The organism is Actinacidiphila bryophytorum (assembly GCF_016916835.1).
Taxonomy (GTDB): domain Bacteria; phylum Actinomycetota; class Actinomycetes; order Streptomycetales; family Streptomycetaceae; genus Actinacidiphila; species Actinacidiphila bryophytorum.
Window position 1 is genome coordinate 322,252 of record NZ_JAFFIX010000006.1, and the last position, 17,618, is coordinate 339,869.

Here is a 17,618-nt window from a genome sequence, read left to right on the forward strand (position 1 = left end):
GTCTGAACGGGTCGTGGGGGCCGCCCGGGCTCCCCTTCCAAAGGGGTCCGGGCGGCAACCCGTCAGACCTCTTCGACGCTGCTCGGCTCGCGCCGGGACAGGTCGATGCCGAGCTCTTCCGCGGCGCGGAACACGTCCTCGTCGGTGTCGCGCATCTCGATGGACATGCCGTCCGAGGACAGCACCTCCACGTTGAGGCACAGCGACTGCATTTCCTTGATGAGCACCTTGAAGGACTCGGGAATGCCGGGCTCGGGGATGTTCTCGCCCTTGACGATGGCCTCGTAGACCTTCACGCGGCCGAGAACGTCGTCGGACTTGATGGTCAGCAGTTCCTGGAGCGCGTATGCGGCGCCGTACGCCTCCAGCGCCCACACCTCCATCTCGCCGAATCGCTGCCCGCCGAACTGCGCCTTACCACCCAGCGGCTGCTGGGTGATCATCGAGTACGGACCGGTGGACCGGGCGTGCAGCTTGTCGTCCACCAGGTGGTGCAGCTTGAGGATGTACATGTAGCCGATCGAGATCGGCTCGGGGAACGGCTCGCCGGAGCGGCCGTCGAAGAGCCGGGCCTTGCCGGACGGCAGCACCATGCGGTCGCCGTCGCGGTTCGGGACCGTGGACTCGAACAGTCCGCGGATCTCGTCCTCCCGGGCGCCGTCGAAGACCGGCGTCGCCACGTTCGTCCCGGGCTCGACCCGGTGGGCGTCGATCGCCTCCAGGCGGCGCGCCCACTCGTCGGCGACACCGGAGACGTCCCAGCCCTGCTTGGCCAGCCAGCCCAGGTGGATCTCCAGCACCTGCCCCGGGTTCATCCGGGACGGGACGCCGAGCGGGTTGAGGATGATGTCGACCGGCGTGCCGTCCTCCAGGAACGGCATGTCCTCGACGGGGAGGATCTTGGAGATGACGCCCTTGTTGCCGTGGCGTCCGGCCAGCTTGTCGCCGTCGGTGATCTTGCGCTTCTGCGCCACGTACACGCGCACCAGCTGGTTCACACCGGGGGGCAGCTCGTCGCCCTCCTCGCGGTCGAAGACCCGGACGCCGATGATCTTGCCGACCTCGCCGTGCGGGACCTTCAGCGAGGTGTCGCGGACCTCGCGGGCCTTCTCGCCGAAGATCGCGCGCAGCAGCCGCTCCTCCGGGGTCAGCTCGGTCTCGCCCTTCGGGGTGACCTTGCCGACCAGGATGTCGCCGGCGACCACGTCGGCGCCGATCCGGATGATGCCGCGCTCGTCGAGGTCGGCGAGGACCTCCTCGGAGACGTTCGGGATGTCCCGGGTGATCTCCTCCGGGCCGAGCTTGGTGTCACGGGCGTCGACCTCGTGCTCCTCGATGTGGATCGAGGACAGGACGTCGTCCTGCACGAGGCGCTGCGACAGGATGATCGCGTCCTCGTAGTTGTGGCCCTCCCACGGCATGAACGCGACCAGCAGGTTCTTGCCGAGCGCCATCTCGCCCTCGTCGGTCGACGGACCGTCGACCAGCACCTGGCCGACGACGACCCGGTCGCCCTCGTCCACGACGACCTTCTGGTTGAAGGAGGTGCCCTGGTTGGAGCGGGAGAACTTCGCGACCCGGTAGGTGGTGTACGTACCGTCGTCGTTGGTCACCGTGACGTAGTCGGCGGAGACCTCCTGGACCACACCGTCCTTCTCGGCCTTGATCACGTCGCCGGCGTCGACCGCGCAGCGGTACTCCATGCCGGTGCCGACCAGCGGCGCCTCGGCCTTGATCAGCGGCACGGCCTGGCGCATCATGTTCGCGCCCATCAGGGCGCGGTTGGCGTCGTCGTGCTCCAGGAACGGGATCATCGCGGTCGCGACCGACACCATCTGGCGCGGCGAGACGTCCATGTAGTCGACGTCGTCACCGGGGATGTAGTCGATCTCGCCGCCGCGGCGGCGGACCAGCACGCGGGACTCGGCGAACCGCAGGTCCTCGGTCAGCGGCGCGTTGGCCTGCGCGATGACGAAGCGGTCCTCCTCGTCGGCGGTCAGGTAGTCCACGTCGTCGGTGACGACGCCCTCGACGACCTTGCGGTACGGCGTCTCGATGAAGCCGAACGCGTTGACCCGGCCGTAGGAGGCCAGCGAGCCGATCAGACCGATGTTCGGGCCTTCCGGCGTCTCGATCGGGCACATCCGGCCGTAGTGCGACGGGTGCACGTCGCGGACCTCGAAGCCGGCCCGCTCACGGGACAGACCACCGGGGCCGAGCGCGTTGAGCCGGCGCTTGTGGGTCAGGCCCGACAGCGGGTTCGTCTGGTCCATGAACTGGGACAGCTGGCTGGTGCCGAAGAACTCCTTGATGGAGGCGACGACCGGCCGGATGTTGATCAGGGTCTGCGGCGTGATCGCCTCGACGTCCTGGGTGGTCATGCGCTCGCGCACGACGCGCTCCATACGGGCGAGACCCGTACGGACCTGGTTCTGGATCAGCTCGCCCACGTTGCGGATACGGCGGTTGCCGAAGTGGTCGATGTCGTCGGTCTCGACCATGATCGACCGGCCGGACTCGCCGACCGTCTCCGTCTCACCGGCGTGCAGCTTCACCAGGTACTTGATCGTGGCGAGGATGTCGTCGGTGGTGAGCACGCCGGCGTCCAGCGGCTCGTCGGCCCCGAGCTTCTTGTTGACCTTGTAGCGGCCGACCTTGGCCAGGTCGTAGCGCTTGGGGTTGAAGTAGAGGTTCTCCAGCAGCGTCTGGGCGGCCTCCTTGGTCGGCGGCTCGCCCGGGCGCAGCTTGCGGTAGATGTCGAGCAGTGCGTCGTCCTGGCCCTGGGTGTGGTCCTTCTCCAGGGTGGCGCGCATCGACTCGTACTCGCCGAACTCCTCCAGGATCTGCTCGGTGCTCCAGCCGAGGGCCTTGAGCAGCACCGTGACCGACTGCTTGCGCTTGCGGTCGATGCGGACACCGACCATGTCGCGCTTGTCGATCTCCATCTCGAGCCAGGCACCCCGGGAGGGGATGATCTTGGCCGAGAAGATGTCCTTGTCGGATGTCTTGTCGATGGAGCTGTCGAAGTACACGCCGGGCGAGCGGACCAGCTGCGAGACGACGACACGCTCGGTGCCGTTGATGCAGAAGGTGCCCTTGCTGGTCATCAGCGGGAAGTCGCCCATGAAGACCGTCTGGGACTTGATCTCGCCGGTCTCGTTGTTGGTGAACTCGGCGGTGACGAAGAGCGGGGCGCCGTAGGTGAAGTCGCGCTCCTTGCACTCGTCGAGCGAGTTCTTCGGCGGCTCGAACCGGTGGTCACGGAAAGTGAGCGACATCGACCCGGAGAAGTCCTCGATCGGGGAGATCTCCTCGAAGATCTCCTCCAGACCGGACTTCCTGGGGACGTCCTGCCCGCTGTCCAGGGCCGCCTCGACCCGAGCCTTCCACGCGGCATTGCCGAGCAGCCAGTCAAAGCTCTCGGTCTGAAGCGCGAGGAGGTTCGGAACTTCGAGCGGTTCACGGATCTTCGCGAAGGAGATACGCAGCGGAGCGGTGCTTGCGCCGTTGTTCGAATTGGTGGTCGAGGCGTTGCGCGAGGCGGCCAAGAGGGGGTCCTTCCGAGGGCTCGGACTCACTACGCGCGTACCGGTCCGCCCCTGAGGACCAGAAGAAAACCCTGATGACGGGCCTCTTCAGCAGTGCTCAGACGTGGGCATGCTCCTGGTGACGGGCCAGGCAGCAGCTAACAGGCAGCGCAAAGGGTCAGTGTAGCCACTTGGCACACTGATGTCCAGAGCTGAGATTCGGAGTACCGAATCGTCGCCCCCTCTGCCCGTCTGGCGGGTCCCAGCCTCGGAACCTGGAACCGCGTCCGTCAACCCTGCCGTCGTGCTGCGTCCTGCTGCATAGCCATGCATTCCCGCATCGGCGCCGATCCATGCATCCGACCCCGACCGAAGTCTGCGGACCCCGACCGAAGTCCGCGGCGCGTCCTGAGAATTGCGCGCCGCGTGCCGTACGTCAAGGCCCCGGCCCCGCCGACCTGCCCTGAGGCCGCCCGCGACCCGCTCAGGGACCCGTCCGGCGGCCGGCTCCCAGCAGGAGGGGATCACACTACCCGGCGGGTACGACAGCGCCACCGCGGCCCGCCGCACGCCCCCGGGAACGACCGAGGGCGGCCACCCTTTCGGGTGGCCGCCCTGCGGCGGGTGGAGCAGAGGTTACTTGACCTCGACCGAGGCGCCGGCGGCCTTGAGCGCCTCGGCGCCCTTGTCCGCGGCCTCCTTGGCGACCTTCTCCAGGACGGGCTTGGGAGCGCCGTCCACGAGGTCCTTGGCCTCCTTCAGGCCCAGCGAGGTCAGCTCGCGCACGACCTTGATGACCTGGATCTTCTTGTCGCCCGCGGCGGTGAGGATGACGTCGAACTCGTCCTGCTCCTCAGCGGCCTCGGCCGGGGCGGCACCGGCGCCACCGGCGGCGGCAACGGCGACCGGGGCGGCGGCGGTGACGTCGAACTTCTCCTCGAACGCCTTCACGAACTCGGCGAGCTCGATGAGGGTGAGGGTCTCGAACTGGGCGAGCAGTTCGTCCTGGGTGAGCTTGGTCGCCATGGTTGGCGGTCCTTCCACTAAATCGGCAGGTGCCGGATGTACAAGTCAGCGAGCGTACGGTCGGCCCGCTGTGCGAGCCGAATTACTCGGCACCGCCCTGCTCGGCCTCGGCCTTCTTGGCCCGAAGTGCCTCCGCAGTACGGACGAACTTCGACGGGAGCGCCTGGAAGAGCGCGGCAGTCTGGGACTGCTTGGCCTTCATGGCACCCGCCAGCTTGGCGAGCAGAACCTCGCGGGACTCGAGGTCCGCAAGCTTCTTGATCTCGTCGGCGGACAGCGCCTTGCCGTCAAGGACACCGCCCTTGATGACGAGAGCGGGGTTGTCCTTGGCGAAGTCGCGCAGACCCTTGGCCGCCTCGACCGGGTCACCGGTCACGAAGGCGACAGCAGACGGACCCGCGAACAGGTCGTCGAGCTGGTTGATCCCGGCCTCGTTGGCCGCGATCTTGGTCAGCGTGTTCTTCACCACGGCGTACGTGGCGTTCTCACCGAGCGAACGGCGCAGCGTCTTGAGCTGCGCCACGGTGAGACCGCGGTACTCGGTCAGCACAGCGGCGTTCGAGGAGCGGAACTGATCCGTCAACTCGGCAACCGCGGCAGCCTTGTCAGGCCTCGCCATGAGTCTCGGCCTCCTTCCGGGGTGATTGCGGACCGCGCGGACGAAGGAGGTGGCGTGGCAAAAACGAACGCCCCGGCGCAGGCGCACGGGGCGTGACTCCACGAAGTCCGTCAACGGGCTTCGGAGTGACTTCCACGATCACCTGCGCAGGCCGTCCGCGTGCTGCGGATCCTTCGGTCGCCACGCCCTTTCGGGGCACGACGACGACCAGCGGTCTTTGGCTTCCCGGGAAGCGTACGGGATCGCGGCCCCGCGGGGCAAATCGCCCGCGGGGCCGCGACCGGCCGGCTGCTCGCCGCCGGCTGCCGGCTGACGCCGGCTACTGGTTCATCAGGTCGGAGACGTTGACGGTGTCGGAGAGGGCCGGGGCCTTGACGCTCACGGGAGCGCCGAAGTCCGAGTAGTAGGTCGTCGTCTTCATCGGGCCGGTCTTCGTGGAGGCCGTGACCACCGCCTCGACCGGCAGGTTGGCGCCCGACACCCACAGGTCGACCGTCTCGGTCGTGATCCCGCTCTTGGCGAGCAGGTCCTTGAGCTGTGCCTGGTCCGCGGCGCTCAGGTTCGGCAGCGACTTGCCCGTCATCGCCGCGACGTCGATCGTCCCCGTGTAGTGGGTCGCCTCGATCCCCCTGACGTTCTCGTCCCCGACGTTCTTGATGTCGGGCGAGGCCAGGACCGCGTCCACGCTCTTGACCGGGTTGTTGTTCTGGATCGTGTCCTTGAGGTACGAGCCCGAGCTGCCGGTGAACTTGCCCAGGTCGGCATAGGTGTACTTGACCCAGTGCTTCCCGCCGGCCTGCGCGGCCAGCGCGGAGCCCAGGTTCACGTAGTACGCGTCGGGCAGGTAGCGCGCGGCCATGGTGGTCGACGCGCCCGCCTGGCGCAGCGAGTCGGCGACGGTGCCGCCGGTGTACGTGATCGTCATGTCGCCGACCAGGCCGTCCGCCCAGTCCAGCGCGCCCTTGTTGCTCATCGACATCACGGTGCCCATCGTGATGGTCGAGTCGACCTTCGCCGAGTGCACCCCGGCCGCGGTCTTCTTCACCAGGTCCAGCGCCGTGATGGCGTGCGCCGCCCCGGAAAGCCCCTTGGCCGTCTGGGCGGCCGTCGGGGCCGCCTTGTCCACCGAGTCCCCCGGCTTGTCGTCGGAGGCCGAAGAGCCGAGCGGTCCGCAGGCCGCAAGCGCCAGCGCCGACACGGCGGCGACGCCCGCCGCTGCCACACCCCTGATCCCACGCATGATCCATCCCCCTCGCGGGGACCACACGCCCCCGTCGTAACCAGCGGAACACTAACGCATGCAACTGACAAGCCCGTAAAGGCAAGCAGGCAGGCATACGAGGCCGCGCACATGCGGAACGCCCCGCACCAGCGGGTGCGGGGCGTTCGGTTCGCGGGCAGCGCGCCCGGACGTCGTCGTCAGACGGACGCCGGGTCCTCCTCGACGAGGAGGTTGCGGGTGCGGTTGGGGTCGATCTGGATGCCGGGGCCCATGGTCGTGGACACGGCAGCCTTCTTGACGTAACGGCCCTTGGCCGCGGACGGCTTGAGCCGCAGGATCTCGTCCAGCGCCGCTGCGTAGTTCTCCACCAGGAGGGTCTCGTCGAAGGAGACCTTGCCGATGATGAAGTGCAGGTTGGAGTGCTTGTCGACGCGGAACTCGATCTTGCCGCCCTTGATCTCGGTGACCGCCTTCGCCACGTCGGGCGTCACGGTGCCGGTCTTCGGGTTCGGCATCAGACCGCGCGGGCCGAGGACGCGGCCGAGGCGGCCGACCTTGCCCATGAGGTCGGGGGTGGCGACGACGGCGTCGAAGTCCAGCCGGCCCTTCGCCACCTCGTCGATCAGTTCGTCGGAGCCGACGATGTCGGCTCCCGCGGCTTCCGCGGCCGCAGCACGGTCACCGGTCGCGAAGACCAGGACCCGGGCGGTCTTGCCGGTGCCGTGCGGAAGGTTCACGGTGCCACGGACCATCTGGTCGGCCTTGCGCGGGTCCACACCCAGGCGGAAGGCGACCTCGACGGTCGAGTCGAACTTGGTGGTCGCGGTCTCCTTGGCGAGACGGACGGCCTCCAGGGGCGCGTACAGGCGCTCCTGGTCGATCTTGGCGTCCGCAGCGCGGAGAGACTTGCTGCGCTTGCTCACGGTTCTGCTCCTACGGTCTTGAGTGGAGTCGTGGTGCGGGCCGAGCCGGCCCTCCCACAGGTGGTGCTTGCCTACGAGGTGGCGTCAGCCCTCGACGGTGATGCCCATGGAGCGGGCCGTACCGGCGATGATCTTCTCGGCGGCGTCGAGGTCGTTCGCGTTCAGGTCGGGGAGCTTCGTCGTGGCGATCTCCCGCACCTGGGCGCGGCTGAGCTTGGCGACCTTCTTGACGTGCGGCTCGCCGGAGCCCTTGTCGACACCCGCGGCCTTGAGGATCAGCTTGGCCGCCGGCGGGGTCTTGGTGATGAAGGTGAAGGTGCGGTCCTCGTAGACCGTGATCTCCACCGGGATCACCATGCCGCGCTGCGACTCGGTCGCCGCGTTGTAGGCCTTGCAGAACTCCATGATGTTCACGCCGTGCTGGCCCAGCGCGGGGCCGACCGGCGGGGCCGGGTTCGCCGCACCGGCGTTGATCTGGAGCTTGATCAGCCCCGTGACCTTCTTCTTCTTGGGAGGCATGTGCTCTCTCCGGGTCCTGTTGAGAGTTTTTCCGTGCCTGCGAGCAGGCATACCGCACCACGATAGCGGGTAACGCCCCCGGCCCTGAAATCCGGCCTCCCCACCCTCGCCCCAGGAGCACCTGAAGTTCCGGTCTACGCGGGAAGAATTCTTGGCATGAACACTTCCCGTAGCGGGCTACCGGCTGGTACCAAAGTCCTGCAGCGATCCTGCTCTTGGAGGTTCCGTGAGACTGACCAGGTCCTTAACCGCCCTCGCCGCACTCGCGTTCGCCCTGGTGGCGGCGCTGGTGCTGACCACCGGCCCGGCACAGGCTGCCGGGCCTGCCTATGTCGCGCTCGGGGACTCGTACTCCGCCGGGAACGGCGCAGGCAACTACATCAGCTCCAGCGGCGACTGCCACCGCAGCAACAGCGCCTACCCGGCCCTGTGGGCCGGCGCCCACAGCCCGTCCTCGTTCACCTTCGCCGCCTGCTCGGGAGCGGTGACCAGTGACGTGACCGGCAGCCAGCTCGGCGGGCTCAACTCCTCCACCGGCCTGGTCACCCTCACCATCGGCGGCAATGACGCGGGCTTCTCCGACGTCATGACCACCTGTGTGACCGGCTCCGACAGCACGTGCGTCAACCGCGTCAACCAGGCGGAGACCTTCGTCCGCAACACCCTGCCCGGCCGGCTCGACACCGTCTACAACGCCATCCGCGCCAAGGCGCCCAACGCCCGGGTCGTCGTCCTCGGCTACCCGGACATGTACGACCTGTCGGCCTGGTTCTGCGTCGGCCTCAGCGACACCAAGCACCAGAAGATCAACGAGGCCGCCGACGTACTCGACACCACCACCGCCTCCGTCGCGGCCTCCCACGGCTTCGCCTTCGGCGACGTCCGCCCCACCTTCCACGGCCACGAACTCTGCTCGGGCGACGACTACCTGCACTCCCTCGTCATCTCCCCGAGCTGGGAGTCCTACCACCCCACCGCCACCGGCCACTCGGCCGGCTACCTCCCGGTCCTGAACGCCAACGACTGATCCGGCGCCACCCCTTCCGTACCTCCGTACACGCCTGAGCCCCTGCTCCCACGACGGGAGCAGGGGCTCAGGCCTCGGACAGCGGACCCGCAGGTCAGTTCTTCTGGATCTGGTCGAAGCTCAGCTCGACCGGGGTCTCCCGGCCGAAGATCTCGACCAGGCCCTTGACCTTCTTCGAGTCCGGGTTGATCTCGTTGATCGTCGCCTGGAGGGTGGCGAAGGGGCCGTCGGTGACGGTGACCGAGTCGCCGACCTCGAAGTCCAGCACCTGGACCTCGACCTTGCGCGGCTGGGCGGTGCCCTCGGCGATCGCGGCGGCCTCGGCCGCGGCCTCCACCTCGGGGGCCAGCATCTTCACGATCTCGTCGAGGGTCAGCGGGTACGGGTCGTACGCGTTGCCGACGAAGCCGGTGACACCGGGGGTGTTGCGGACGACGCCCCAGGACTCGTTGGTCAGGTCCATGCGGACCAGGACGTAGCCGGGGAGCTTGTTCTGCCGGATGGTCTTGCGGTCGCCGTTCTTGATCTGAACGACTTCCTCCTGCGGGACCTCGGCCTGGTAGATGTACTCCTCGACGTTCAGCGAGACCGCACGCTGCTCCAGGTTGGACTTCACCCGGTTCTCGTAGCCGGCGTAGGTGTGGATCACGTACCACTCGCCGGGCAGGGTGCGAAGCTCCTCGCGGAAGGCGGCCACCGCGTCGACCGGGGTCTGCGGCGCGGCCTGCTCGTCGCCGTCCTCGTCCGACTCGTCGGTCTCGCCCGCCGCTTCCGCAGCGTCTTCCGCGTCGTCGTCATCCGACTCGTGGACGGCGGCCTGCTCGGCGGGTTCGCCCTCGGCCAGGTCGGCGGCAGCCGCCTGGTCGACGTCGCCGTCGGCGGCCTCGACGATGTCGAGCGCGGTTTCGGCGCCCTCGACGGACTCGTCGGCGTCGTACACGTTCGGGTCAGACACGGTGACAGCTTCTTCCTGACTTCAAAGGTGGCACTGCGGGCGGGGCGGCCTGCGGCCTGCGCACCCCCCGCGGACTGGCGGGACCGGCCGGGACACCGCTCGGCCGGAAACCGGAAAGCAGCTCAGCCGAAAACGGCGGAAATAAGCTTCCCGAAGCCCCAGTCAACCACGGCCACGAACCCGATGACGACCACAACGAAGACAATCACCACAGTGGTGTACGTGGTGAGGTCGTTGCGGTTGGGCCAGACGACCTTGCGAAGCTCCGCGATGATCTGGCGGTAGAAAAGCGCGAGGCGACCCAGGGGACCCTTCTTGCCGCGCTTGCCTCCGCGGCGGGGCTTCCGCTCGGTGTCCTTGTCGTCCTGAGTCGCGTCAGGCTCCGGGACCTCGATGGAGTCCGTGATCTCAGTCACTCGTCCTCACCTGACTCCGGGTCGTGGCCGTGCCGCGCCCGTCGCGCGGTACGGCGAGTGCTTATCTGCCTGCCCACGTCCAGGTCGGACGTGTGGAGCAGGGCCGGAGGGACTTGAACCCCCAACCGCTGGTTTTGGAGACCAGTGCTCTACCAATTGAGCTACGACCCTTCGACAGACACCCCCAACGTACCGCAGGCGACATCGCCGGGAGGGCCATCGACGGTTGAGTGTACGTGCTCCGGGGCTCCTCGTCGAACGCCTTGCAAAGGAGTTGCTCCGGATCACCTGAGATCGGGTTCAAACCTCGACACGCACCCGAACTTCAGTACAGCGCCAAACCCCGGTGCCCGGGGGTCCCGGTGTCTGGGACCATGCAGTCATGACCGCAGCCACTCCCTCTGTACCACCCGCAAGCGACCGGCGGGTGTCGGTCCGTATCGGCTCGATCTCCGAGTCCGCCACCCTCGCCGTCGACGCCAAGGCCAAGGCCCTCAAGGCCGCCGGGCGCCCGGTGATCGGCTTCGGCGCCGGAGAGCCCGACTTCCCGACGCCCGGCTACATCGTCGACGCCGCCGCCGAGGCCTGCCGCAACCCGAAGTACCACCGCTACACCCCGGCCGGCGGGCTCCCCGAGCTCAAGGCGGCCATCGCCGCCAAGACGCTCCGCGATTCCGGTTACGAGGTCGACGCCTCGCAGGTGCTGGTCACCAACGGCGGCAAGCAGGCCATCTACGAGGCCTTCGCCGCCGTGCTCGACCCGGGCGACGAGGTCATCGTGCCCGCCCCGTACTGGACCACCTACCCCGAGTCGATCCGGCTCGCGGGCGGTCAGCCGGTCGAGGTCGTCGCCGACGAGACCACCGGCTACCGGGTCACCGTGGAGCAGCTGGAGGCGGCCCGCACCGAGCACACCAAGGTGCTGCTCTTCGTCTCCCCCTCCAACCCCACCGGCGCCGTCTACAGCCGCGAGGACACCGAGGCCATCGGCCGCTGGGCCGTCGAGCACGGCCTGTGGGTGCTCACCGACGAGATCTACGAGCACCTGGTCTACGGCGACGCCGCCTTCAGCTCGCTGCCCGCGCTGGTCCCCGAGCTGCGCGACAAGTGCATCGTCGTCAACGGCGTGGCCAAGACGTACGCGATGACCGGCTGGCGCGTCGGGTGGATCGTCGGCCCCAAGGACGTCGTCAAGGCAGCGACCAACCTCCAGTCGCACGCCACCTCGAACGTCAACAACGTGGCGCAGGTCGCGGCGCTCGCCGCCGTCACCGGCAACCTCGACGCGGTCGCCGAGATGCGCACCGCCTTCGACCGCCGCCGCCAGACCATCGTGCGGATGCTCAACGAGATCGACGGCGTCGTCTGCCCCCTCCCCGAGGGCGCCTTCTACGTCTACCCCTCGGTCAAGGCGCTGCTCGGCAAGGAGATCCGCGGCAAGCGCCCGGCCAGCTCCGTGGAGCTGGCCGCCCTCATCCTGGACGAGGCCGAGGTCGCCGTCGTCCCGGGCGAGGCCTTCGGCACCCCCGGCTACCTGCGGCTCAGCTACGCGCTCGGCGACGAGGACCTCGTCGAGGGCGTCTCGCGGCTGCAGAAGCTGCTCGGCGAGGCCACGGACTGACCCCGGGCGCGGGTGTTCCGGGCCGCGCGCGCATTCGGGCAAGCCCCCGTTCGGAGAAAACGGTTCCGGGCGGGGGCTCGCGTATAGCAGGATCTTGGAATGGCACGCGAAGTACGTACGGGGCAGGGCCGGGACATCCGGCTCCTCCCCAAGGCACACCTGCACCTGCACTTCACCGGCTCCATGCGCCCGGCCACCCTGCTGGAACTGGCCGACAAGCACGGCGTCCACCTGCCCGACGCCCTCACCTCGGGCGAGCCCCCCAAACTGCGGGCCACCGACGAGCGCGGCTGGTTCCGCTTCCAGCGGCTCTACGACGCCGCCCGCTCCTGCCTGCGCACCCCCGACGACATCCACCGGCTGGTGCGCGAAGCCGCGCAGGAGGACGCCGTTGACGGCTCCGGCTGGCTGGAGATCCAGGTCGACCCGACCTCGTACGCCCCCCGGCTCGGCGGACTCATCCCCACCCTGGAGATCATCCTCGACGCGGTCCACACCGCATCCCGCGACACCGGCGTCGGCATGGCCGTCGTCGTCGCCGCCAACCGCATGAAGCACCCGCTGGACGCCCGCACCCTGGCCAGGCTCGCCGTACGCTACGCCGACCGCGGGGTCATCGGCTTCGGCCTGTCCAACGACGAACGCCGCGGCCTGGCAAGGGACTTCGACCGCGCCTTCGCCATCGCCAGGGACGGCGGCCTGCTCGCCGCCCCGCACGGCGGCGAACTCGCCGGCCCCGCCAGCGTCCGCGACTGCCTCGACGACCTCGGCGCGCAGCGCGTCGGCCACGGCGTGCGCGCCGCCGAGGACCCCCACCTGGTGCGCCGGCTCGCCGACACCGGCGTCACCTGCGAGGTCTGCCCCGCCTCCAACGTCGCCCTCGGCGTCTACGACAAACCCGAGGACGTACCCCTGCGGCTCCTCTACGACGCCGGCGTCCCCATGGCGCTCGGCGCCGACGACCCGCTGCTCTTCGGCTCCCGGCTCGCCGCGCAGTACGACATCGCGCGGGACGTCCACGGCTTCACCGACCAGGAGCTGGCGGAACTGGCCCGGCAGTCGGTACGCGCCTCCCGGGCGCCGCACGACATACGCGAGCGGATGCTCGCCGACATCGACGCCTGGGCTTCCTGAGCCGCGCTCTGCGGCCCTCCGGGGTCCCCCACAGGGTCCCCCCGGGTCTCGCCCGCCCCCGTCGACCGGGCGAGACCCCCGTTGAGCAAGCAATCATGCGCACCGCATCCCGCGCACCTGCCCCGGTGCACACTCCCGCGCCGGCACCGCTCCCGGTGCACATCCCGGGGCATCCCTGTGCACGGGGAGCGCTTCCGCACGGCCATGTGTGCACCGGTGCCATGGGCTCCGCCCGCGAGTGGTCCTAGCGTCGGACGTGGAGGTGGTCACAGTGATCTTCGGCAGCAGCGTCGGCGTCATCTGCACGCAGGACCGCGCGCAGGCCGCACACGCCATGGCCGCGGTGCTCGAAGCCGCGGGCTACCCCGTGCACTGCCAGGTCCTCCCGTCAGGCCCCGACACAGCCGAGGCACTCCCCGCAGCCGCCGGCGCCCTCGCCCGGCACCGCTGCGACGTCCTCATCACCCTCGCAGCCCCGCCGGCCGCACTCGGCGCCCTGCGCCACGCCGCCCGCCAGGCCGACCTCACCGGCTGGGTCCACGCGGACCCGGTCGGCGCGGCCGACGGCGGGACACTGCTCACCGCCGCCGTCGAGGCCGGGGTGCGGTACGAATACGCCCCCGCCGCGCCCGACGACTGGCGCCCGGTCCTGCTCGCGCTCGGCCCGCACGTGGCGCGTAAGGAGTCACCGTCATGACCATCCCGGCCACGAAGTACGAACCCGAGCCCGCGCCCGAGCCGCGCGCCGCCCCCGGCGTCCCCCGCCCGCGCGGCATCCGCGGCAGCCGGCTCCGGCTGGCCGGCCTGGCCCGCCCCGCGGCCGCCGCCCGCCACCACACCAGGACCACGCTGGCGGCCTGGGGGCTGCCGCTGTCCGTCGTGGACACCGCAGAGCTGATCGTCGGCGAACTCGCCACCAACGCCGAGCAGCACGCCCAGGGGCCCCTGTCCCTGCGGCTGGCCCTCTGCCCGGGCGGCGTCCTCCTGATCGGCGTCCGCGACCCCGACCCCACCCCGCCCGCTCCCCCGCCCACCCCCGCCCCCGCCTCCCCCGACGCCGAATCCGGCCGCGGCCTGTCCATCATCACCACCCTGACCACAGCCCACGGCACGACCTACTCCCCAACCCACAAGGACGTCTGGGCCACCCTGCCCCTCCCCTAACCCCTGCCCGCCCCCGCGGGGGGGTGCCCTTCCGTCGGGGCCGAGCACATAGGGGCGCGGGGGGTGCCTCTGCGGCGGGGCCGAGCTTTCAGGGGCGTGGGGCTGCATCTGATCTGCGGCTGGCGCCGCGTGGGCGTGCCAAGCCCCCACCGGCCGTCGTGTCGCGACGAAACCGCCACCACCCCAGGGGCGCGGGGAACTGCGCGACACGCCTCCCCCAGCGCTTCGCCTGGGGGTGCCCCCACTCGCTTCGCTCGCCGGCCGGTGGTCCGGCACGGACCGAACAGCCCCCTCGGGACGGAGACGACCCGCGCCCCGGTGGGGGCCGCCTCGGTTCAGAAGGTGAGGTGGTGGGTTATGCGCGCCGCCAGTGCGAGGTCGTGCACCCCGCACACACCGTTCGCGGAGGCGGCCACGGGGCCGCCAACCGCTGGGTGGGAGATCAAAGGCTCCCGGACCTGCGCCTCCGCCCGCCGCAGGCGGGCAGCCACCGTCTTGGGGTGCACCCCCAGGCGGGTCGCCGCACTCGGTGTGTGCTGGCCGGCCTGGATCCAGGCCACAACCGTCGGCAGCAGGTCGTCGTCCAGGCGCCGCAGATACTCCTCAGCCCAGCGCAGCGCCGCCGCATCGGCGAGCAGCTCGTCGAATCCCGGCGCGGGTCCCGACCCGCCGTGGTCGAGGCCGAGCCGGTCGATCCGCAGCGCGAGGTCGAGCCGTATGCGGTCGGCGAGCCGGCCGAGGTCGAGCCCGAGCGCCTCCCCCACCGTCTCGGCCCGCTGCCGCACGGTGTTGCGGTGGAATCCGGCCAGCCTGGCCGCACCGATCGGGCCGTACGCCAACCACAGCCGCATCCCGTCGAGCCATTCGGCCCGCCGCCCCTGCGGCCACTCGTCCAGCGGCGCGAGCGTCGCCGCGGCCCACCGCCCCGCCCCCTCAGCGGGCAGCAGCCGTACGAGTTCGATGTCCGGCGTGAAGACGGCGTAGTGGTCGGGGCTGGACCCTGCCGCGGCGAGCGCCCTCGTGGCCTCGCCGTGCGCCTCCGCGACGCCGTCCAGCGGCATGGCCCGGCTCGCCCCGAGCCGGAAGCCCTCCCGCCGCGTCACCAGGTCGCGCAGCAGCGCCTCGGTGGGCGCGTCGGGCGTCGCGACGATGATCACCTGGTGCTCGTCGACCGGGCACCCGACGACGAGCCCCGCGTCGCCCAGGTGGTAGTGGCACGCCGACACGAGCGTGTCCCGGTGCGCCGCCCGGCCGCCGACCACGTAGACCCGCGCCTCGTCCGCGGTGAGCACGTCGGGGCTCATCGCCAGCGGTGTGGCGGCCCGCCGCGCCGCCAGCACCTGCCCGGCCATCAGCATCTGCAGCACCGAGGAACGTATCGGCGCCCGCTCCCCGTCCGCCGCGGCCCGCAGCCGCAGCCACGACGACAGCAGCAGCTCCGCCATCGTCACGGCCTCGGTGACCGGCTGCGGCCACCCGGCCGTCCGCGCCCTGGCAACGGCCAGCACGTCGTAGGGCGGCACAGGCCCGAGCGCGTACAGCCGTACGTTCCACTCCCCGACGTCCGCGGTCGCCGCCTGCGTCGTACCGTCGGCGAGCGCCGCGACCCGCTCCTCGGGCAGCGTCAGACCGCCGTCGAGCGGGGGCGGGGGCCGGTGCGGGGCGAGCAGAACGGCCTGGCCGTCGATCATCTGCGCCAGCCAGCTGAGGATGCCCGCCGCCGTCTCGGGCGCCGTCGAGAGCTGCTTGGCGCACTCCAGGAGGTCCTGGAGCCGCCGCCCTGCCGCTGCTTCCTGGTCGGCGAGCAGTTGCGCCAGGCGCGGCACCGTACAGGTCTCCGGGTCGGTGAGCAGCACCGGCAGGCGGTGCCTGTCCGCCGCGTCCAGTATCTGCTGCGGCGCCGGTTCGCTGACCGCCAGCGCCGCCGCTCCTGCCCGGGCCAGCGCCCGTATGTCGGCGTCCTGATCGTCCTGCGCTCCGTACGCCCCGTACGCCTCCGGCGGCAGCACCGCCAGCACGTCGCGCCACCCGCGCTCGCGGGCCGGTGCGTTCGCCGGGTCGGCGGGCCAGACCCCGGCGACCGGCCGGTCGCCCTCGCCCGCGACCCGCCCGGCGCGGCGGAGCCGGTCGGGTGCCGAGCTGATCAGCGTGTCGAGGGTGAGCACGGCTTCTCCCGTGGGGGGCGGGGGTCGTATCACCGAGTAAATCAGGAAATCCCGGGCATGGCGGCGGGCTTCACCGTCCGTGACCGGATCAGAGCTGCACGCCGACCATCACGGGCTCGTTGACCAGCGTCACCCCGAAGGCCGTGTGCACGCCGTCCCGTACCTCGCGGGCCAGCGCCAGCAGGTCCTCGGTCGTCGCGTCGCCACGGTTGGTCAGCGCCAGCGTGTGCTTGCCGGAGATGCGGGCCGGCCCGCTGCCGTACCCCTTGGTGAAGCCGGCCTTGTCGATCAGCCAGGCCGCGGACGTCTTCGTACGCTCCCCCTCCGCCGGGAAGGCGGGCGGCGCCGCGTCGGGGCCGAGGCGGTCGTGGACGCGGTCCAGGAACGCGGCGAACTCGGCCGCGGTCAGCACGGGGTTGGTGAAGAAGGAGCCGGCCGACCAGGTGTCGTGGTCCGCCGCGTCCAGCACCATGCCCTTGCCGGCGCGCAGCGCCAGCACCGTCGCGCTGGCCTTCTCCAGCGGCACCCGCTCGCCCGCCTCCACGCCCAGGGCGCGGGCCGTCTCGGCGTACCGCAGCGGCGCGGACAGGCCGCCCGCGTCCTCCAACGCGAAGCGCACGCGCAGGACGACGTAGCGGGACGGGTCCTCCTTGAAGCGGCTGCTGCGGTAGGAGAAGGCGCACTCGGCGGCGGGGAGGGTGACCGTCTCGGCGGTCCGCCGGTCGTACGCGACGACCTCGGTGATCGTGCTGGACACTTCCTGGCCGTACGCGCCGACGTTCTGGATCGGGGTGGCGCCGGCCGAGCCGGGGATGCCCGCCAGGCACTCGATGCCGGCCAGGCCCGCGCGGACGGTCGTGGCGACGGCGTCGCTCCACACTTCGCCGGCGGCGAGTTCGAGGGTGCGGTTGTGGAGGGTGGCGCCCTGGGTGGCGATGCGGATGGCGGTGCCGTCGAAGCCCTTGTCGGCGATGAGGAGGTTGCTGCCGCCGCCGATGAGGAGGACGGGCTCGCCGCGGGTGTCGGCGTCGCGGACGGCGGTGACGAGGGTGGCGTCGGTGCGGGCTGTGACCAGGTGGGTGGCGGGGCCGCCGAGGCGGAAGGTCGTGTACGGGGCGAGGGGGTGCACGGGGTCAGCTTATGGGCCGGGCGGCGGGGGTTCCGGGGGAGGGGGGCGAAATTAGTATATTTACGGCGCGTCACCGTCCACGCGGAATCGGCAACCCCCTCCAAGCGCCACAAATATACGAAACAATTTCGCCCCCCTCCCCCTCCACCCCCACCGCCCTCCCGCCGTGTA

At 70.5% G+C, this 17,618-nt stretch carries 15 protein-coding genes and 1 tRNA gene; 5 read left to right on the forward strand and 11 right to left on the reverse strand.

The genetic code is table 11. The features are described from left to right. Positions 1 to 62: 62 nt before the first annotated feature. The 6 genes from rpoB to rplK form a co-directional block, all read right to left on the reverse strand. Positions 63 to 3,548 carry a DNA-directed RNA polymerase subunit beta gene (gene rpoB / locus JT723_RS12425; RefSeq protein WP_205044589.1) on the reverse strand — a complete coding sequence of 1,162 codons (3,486 nt, stop codon included), beginning with the start codon at positions 3,546 to 3,548 and terminating at the stop codon, positions 63 to 65. 615 nt (positions 3,549 to 4,163) lie between these two features. After that, positions 4,164 to 4,553, reverse strand: a complete 390-nt coding sequence (gene rplL, locus JT723_RS12430; RefSeq protein WP_205044590.1) for a 50S ribosomal protein L7/L12 — start codon at positions 4,551 to 4,553, stop codon at positions 4,164 to 4,166. 82 nt (positions 4,554 to 4,635) lie between these two features. After that, positions 4,636 to 5,172, reverse strand: a complete 537-nt coding sequence (gene rplJ / locus JT723_RS12435; protein WP_033177774.1) for a 50S ribosomal protein L10 — start codon at positions 5,170 to 5,172, stop codon at positions 4,636 to 4,638. Between the two features lie 319 nt (positions 5,173 to 5,491). Continuing rightward, on the reverse strand, positions 5,492 to 6,412 hold the full coding sequence (locus tag JT723_RS12440; RefSeq protein ID WP_205044591.1) for an SCO4651 family lipoprotein: 921 nt from the start codon (positions 6,410 to 6,412) through the stop codon (positions 5,492 to 5,494). Positions 6,413 to 6,591: 179 nt separating this feature from the next. Next, the gene (gene rplA, locus JT723_RS12445; protein WP_073492347.1) at positions 6,592 to 7,317 is read right to left on the reverse strand and encodes a 50S ribosomal protein L1; all 726 of its coding nucleotides are present in this window, start codon (positions 7,315 to 7,317) and stop codon (positions 6,592 to 6,594) included. An 84-nt stretch (positions 7,318 to 7,401) separates the two neighbouring features. Next, positions 7,402 to 7,836, reverse strand: coding sequence for a 50S ribosomal protein L11 (gene rplK / locus JT723_RS12450; protein WP_205044592.1), 435 nt, complete (start codon positions 7,834 to 7,836; stop codon positions 7,402 to 7,404). Between the two features lie 226 nt (positions 7,837 to 8,062). Here rplK and JT723_RS12455 point away from each other — a divergent pair, with 226 nt between their 5' ends. Further along, on the forward strand, positions 8,063 to 8,863 hold the full coding sequence (locus tag JT723_RS12455; protein WP_205044593.1) for an SGNH/GDSL hydrolase family protein: 801 nt from the start codon (positions 8,063 to 8,065) through the stop codon (positions 8,861 to 8,863). 94 nt (positions 8,864 to 8,957) lie between these two features. On the opposite strand, the gene nusG is transcribed toward JT723_RS12455, so the two are convergent. From nusG to JT723_RS12470, 3 genes are all read right to left on the reverse strand, one after another. Continuing rightward, entirely contained in the window at positions 8,958 to 9,818 is an 861-nt protein-coding gene (gene nusG, locus JT723_RS12460; RefSeq protein ID WP_205044594.1) for a transcription termination/antitermination protein NusG, read from the reverse strand. A gap of 122 nt (positions 9,819 to 9,940) precedes the next feature. Next, positions 9,941 to 10,225 carry a preprotein translocase subunit SecE gene (gene secE, locus JT723_RS12465; protein ID WP_205044637.1) on the reverse strand — a complete coding sequence of 95 codons (285 nt, stop codon included), beginning with the start codon at positions 10,223 to 10,225 and terminating at the stop codon, positions 9,941 to 9,943. Between the two features lie 107 nt (positions 10,226 to 10,332). After that, positions 10,333 to 10,405, reverse strand: a tRNA-Trp gene (locus JT723_RS12470). 211 nt (positions 10,406 to 10,616) lie between these two features. Between JT723_RS12470 and JT723_RS12475 the strand changes: the two genes are divergently transcribed. The 4 genes from JT723_RS12475 (at position 10,617) to JT723_RS12490 (ending at position 14,153) form a co-directional block, all read left to right on the forward strand. After that, positions 10,617 to 11,855 (forward strand): pyridoxal phosphate-dependent aminotransferase, encoded by a 1,239-nt coding sequence (locus JT723_RS12475; protein WP_205044595.1) that lies wholly within the window; start codon positions 10,617 to 10,619, stop codon positions 11,853 to 11,855. A 99-nt stretch (positions 11,856 to 11,954) separates the two neighbouring features. After that, entirely contained in the window at positions 11,955 to 12,989 is a 1,035-nt protein-coding gene (locus JT723_RS12480; RefSeq protein WP_205044596.1) for an adenosine deaminase, read from the forward strand. 256 nt (positions 12,990 to 13,245) lie between these two features. Next, complete coding sequence (locus JT723_RS12485; protein ID WP_205044597.1) at positions 13,246 to 13,686, forward strand: hypothetical protein; 441 nt, start codon at positions 13,246 to 13,248, stop codon at positions 13,684 to 13,686. After that, positions 13,683 to 14,153, forward strand: coding sequence for an ATP-binding protein (locus JT723_RS12490; protein WP_205044598.1), 471 nt, complete (start codon positions 13,683 to 13,685; stop codon positions 14,151 to 14,153). Before JT723_RS12485 ends, JT723_RS12490 begins: the two co-directional genes overlap by 4 nt. Before the next feature lie 335 nt (positions 14,154 to 14,488). On the opposite strand, the gene JT723_RS36110 is transcribed toward JT723_RS12490, so the two are convergent. Further along, complete coding sequence (locus tag JT723_RS36110; RefSeq protein ID WP_205044599.1) at positions 14,489 to 16,318, reverse strand: helix-turn-helix domain-containing protein; 1,830 nt, start codon at positions 16,316 to 16,318, stop codon at positions 14,489 to 14,491. An 88-nt stretch (positions 16,319 to 16,406) separates the two neighbouring features. Beyond that, entirely contained in the window at positions 16,407 to 17,447 is a 1,041-nt protein-coding gene (locus JT723_RS12500; protein ID WP_205044600.1) for a UDP-N-acetylmuramate dehydrogenase, read from the reverse strand. Between the last annotated feature and the right edge of the window lie 171 nt (positions 17,448 to 17,618).

Excerpts from the sequence above, each read along its gene's own strand:
- JT723_RS12490 (WP_205044598.1), top strand. The coding sequence starts at position 13,683 with ATGACCATCCCGGCCACGAAGTACGAACCCGAGCCCGCGCCCGAGCCG.
- JT723_RS12480 (WP_205044596.1), top strand. The coding sequence starts at position 11,955 with ATGGCACGCGAAGTACGTACGGGGCAGGGCCGGGACATCCGGCTCCTC.
- rplL (WP_205044590.1), bottom strand. The coding sequence starts at position 4,553 with ATGGCGACCAAGCTCACCCAGGACGAACTGCTCGCCCAGTTCGAGACC.
- rplK (WP_205044592.1), bottom strand. The coding sequence starts at position 7,836 with ATGCCTCCCAAGAAGAAGAAGGTCACGGGGCTGATCAAGCTCCAGATC.
- rplJ (WP_033177774.1), bottom strand. The coding sequence starts at position 5,172 with ATGGCGAGGCCTGACAAGGCTGCCGCGGTTGCCGAGTTGACGGATCAG.
- JT723_RS12440 (WP_205044591.1), bottom strand. The coding sequence starts at position 6,412 with ATGCGTGGGATCAGGGGTGTGGCAGCGGCGGGCGTCGCCGCCGTGTCG.
- JT723_RS12475 (WP_205044595.1), top strand. The coding sequence starts at position 10,617 with ATGACCGCAGCCACTCCCTCTGTACCACCCGCAAGCGACCGGCGGGTG.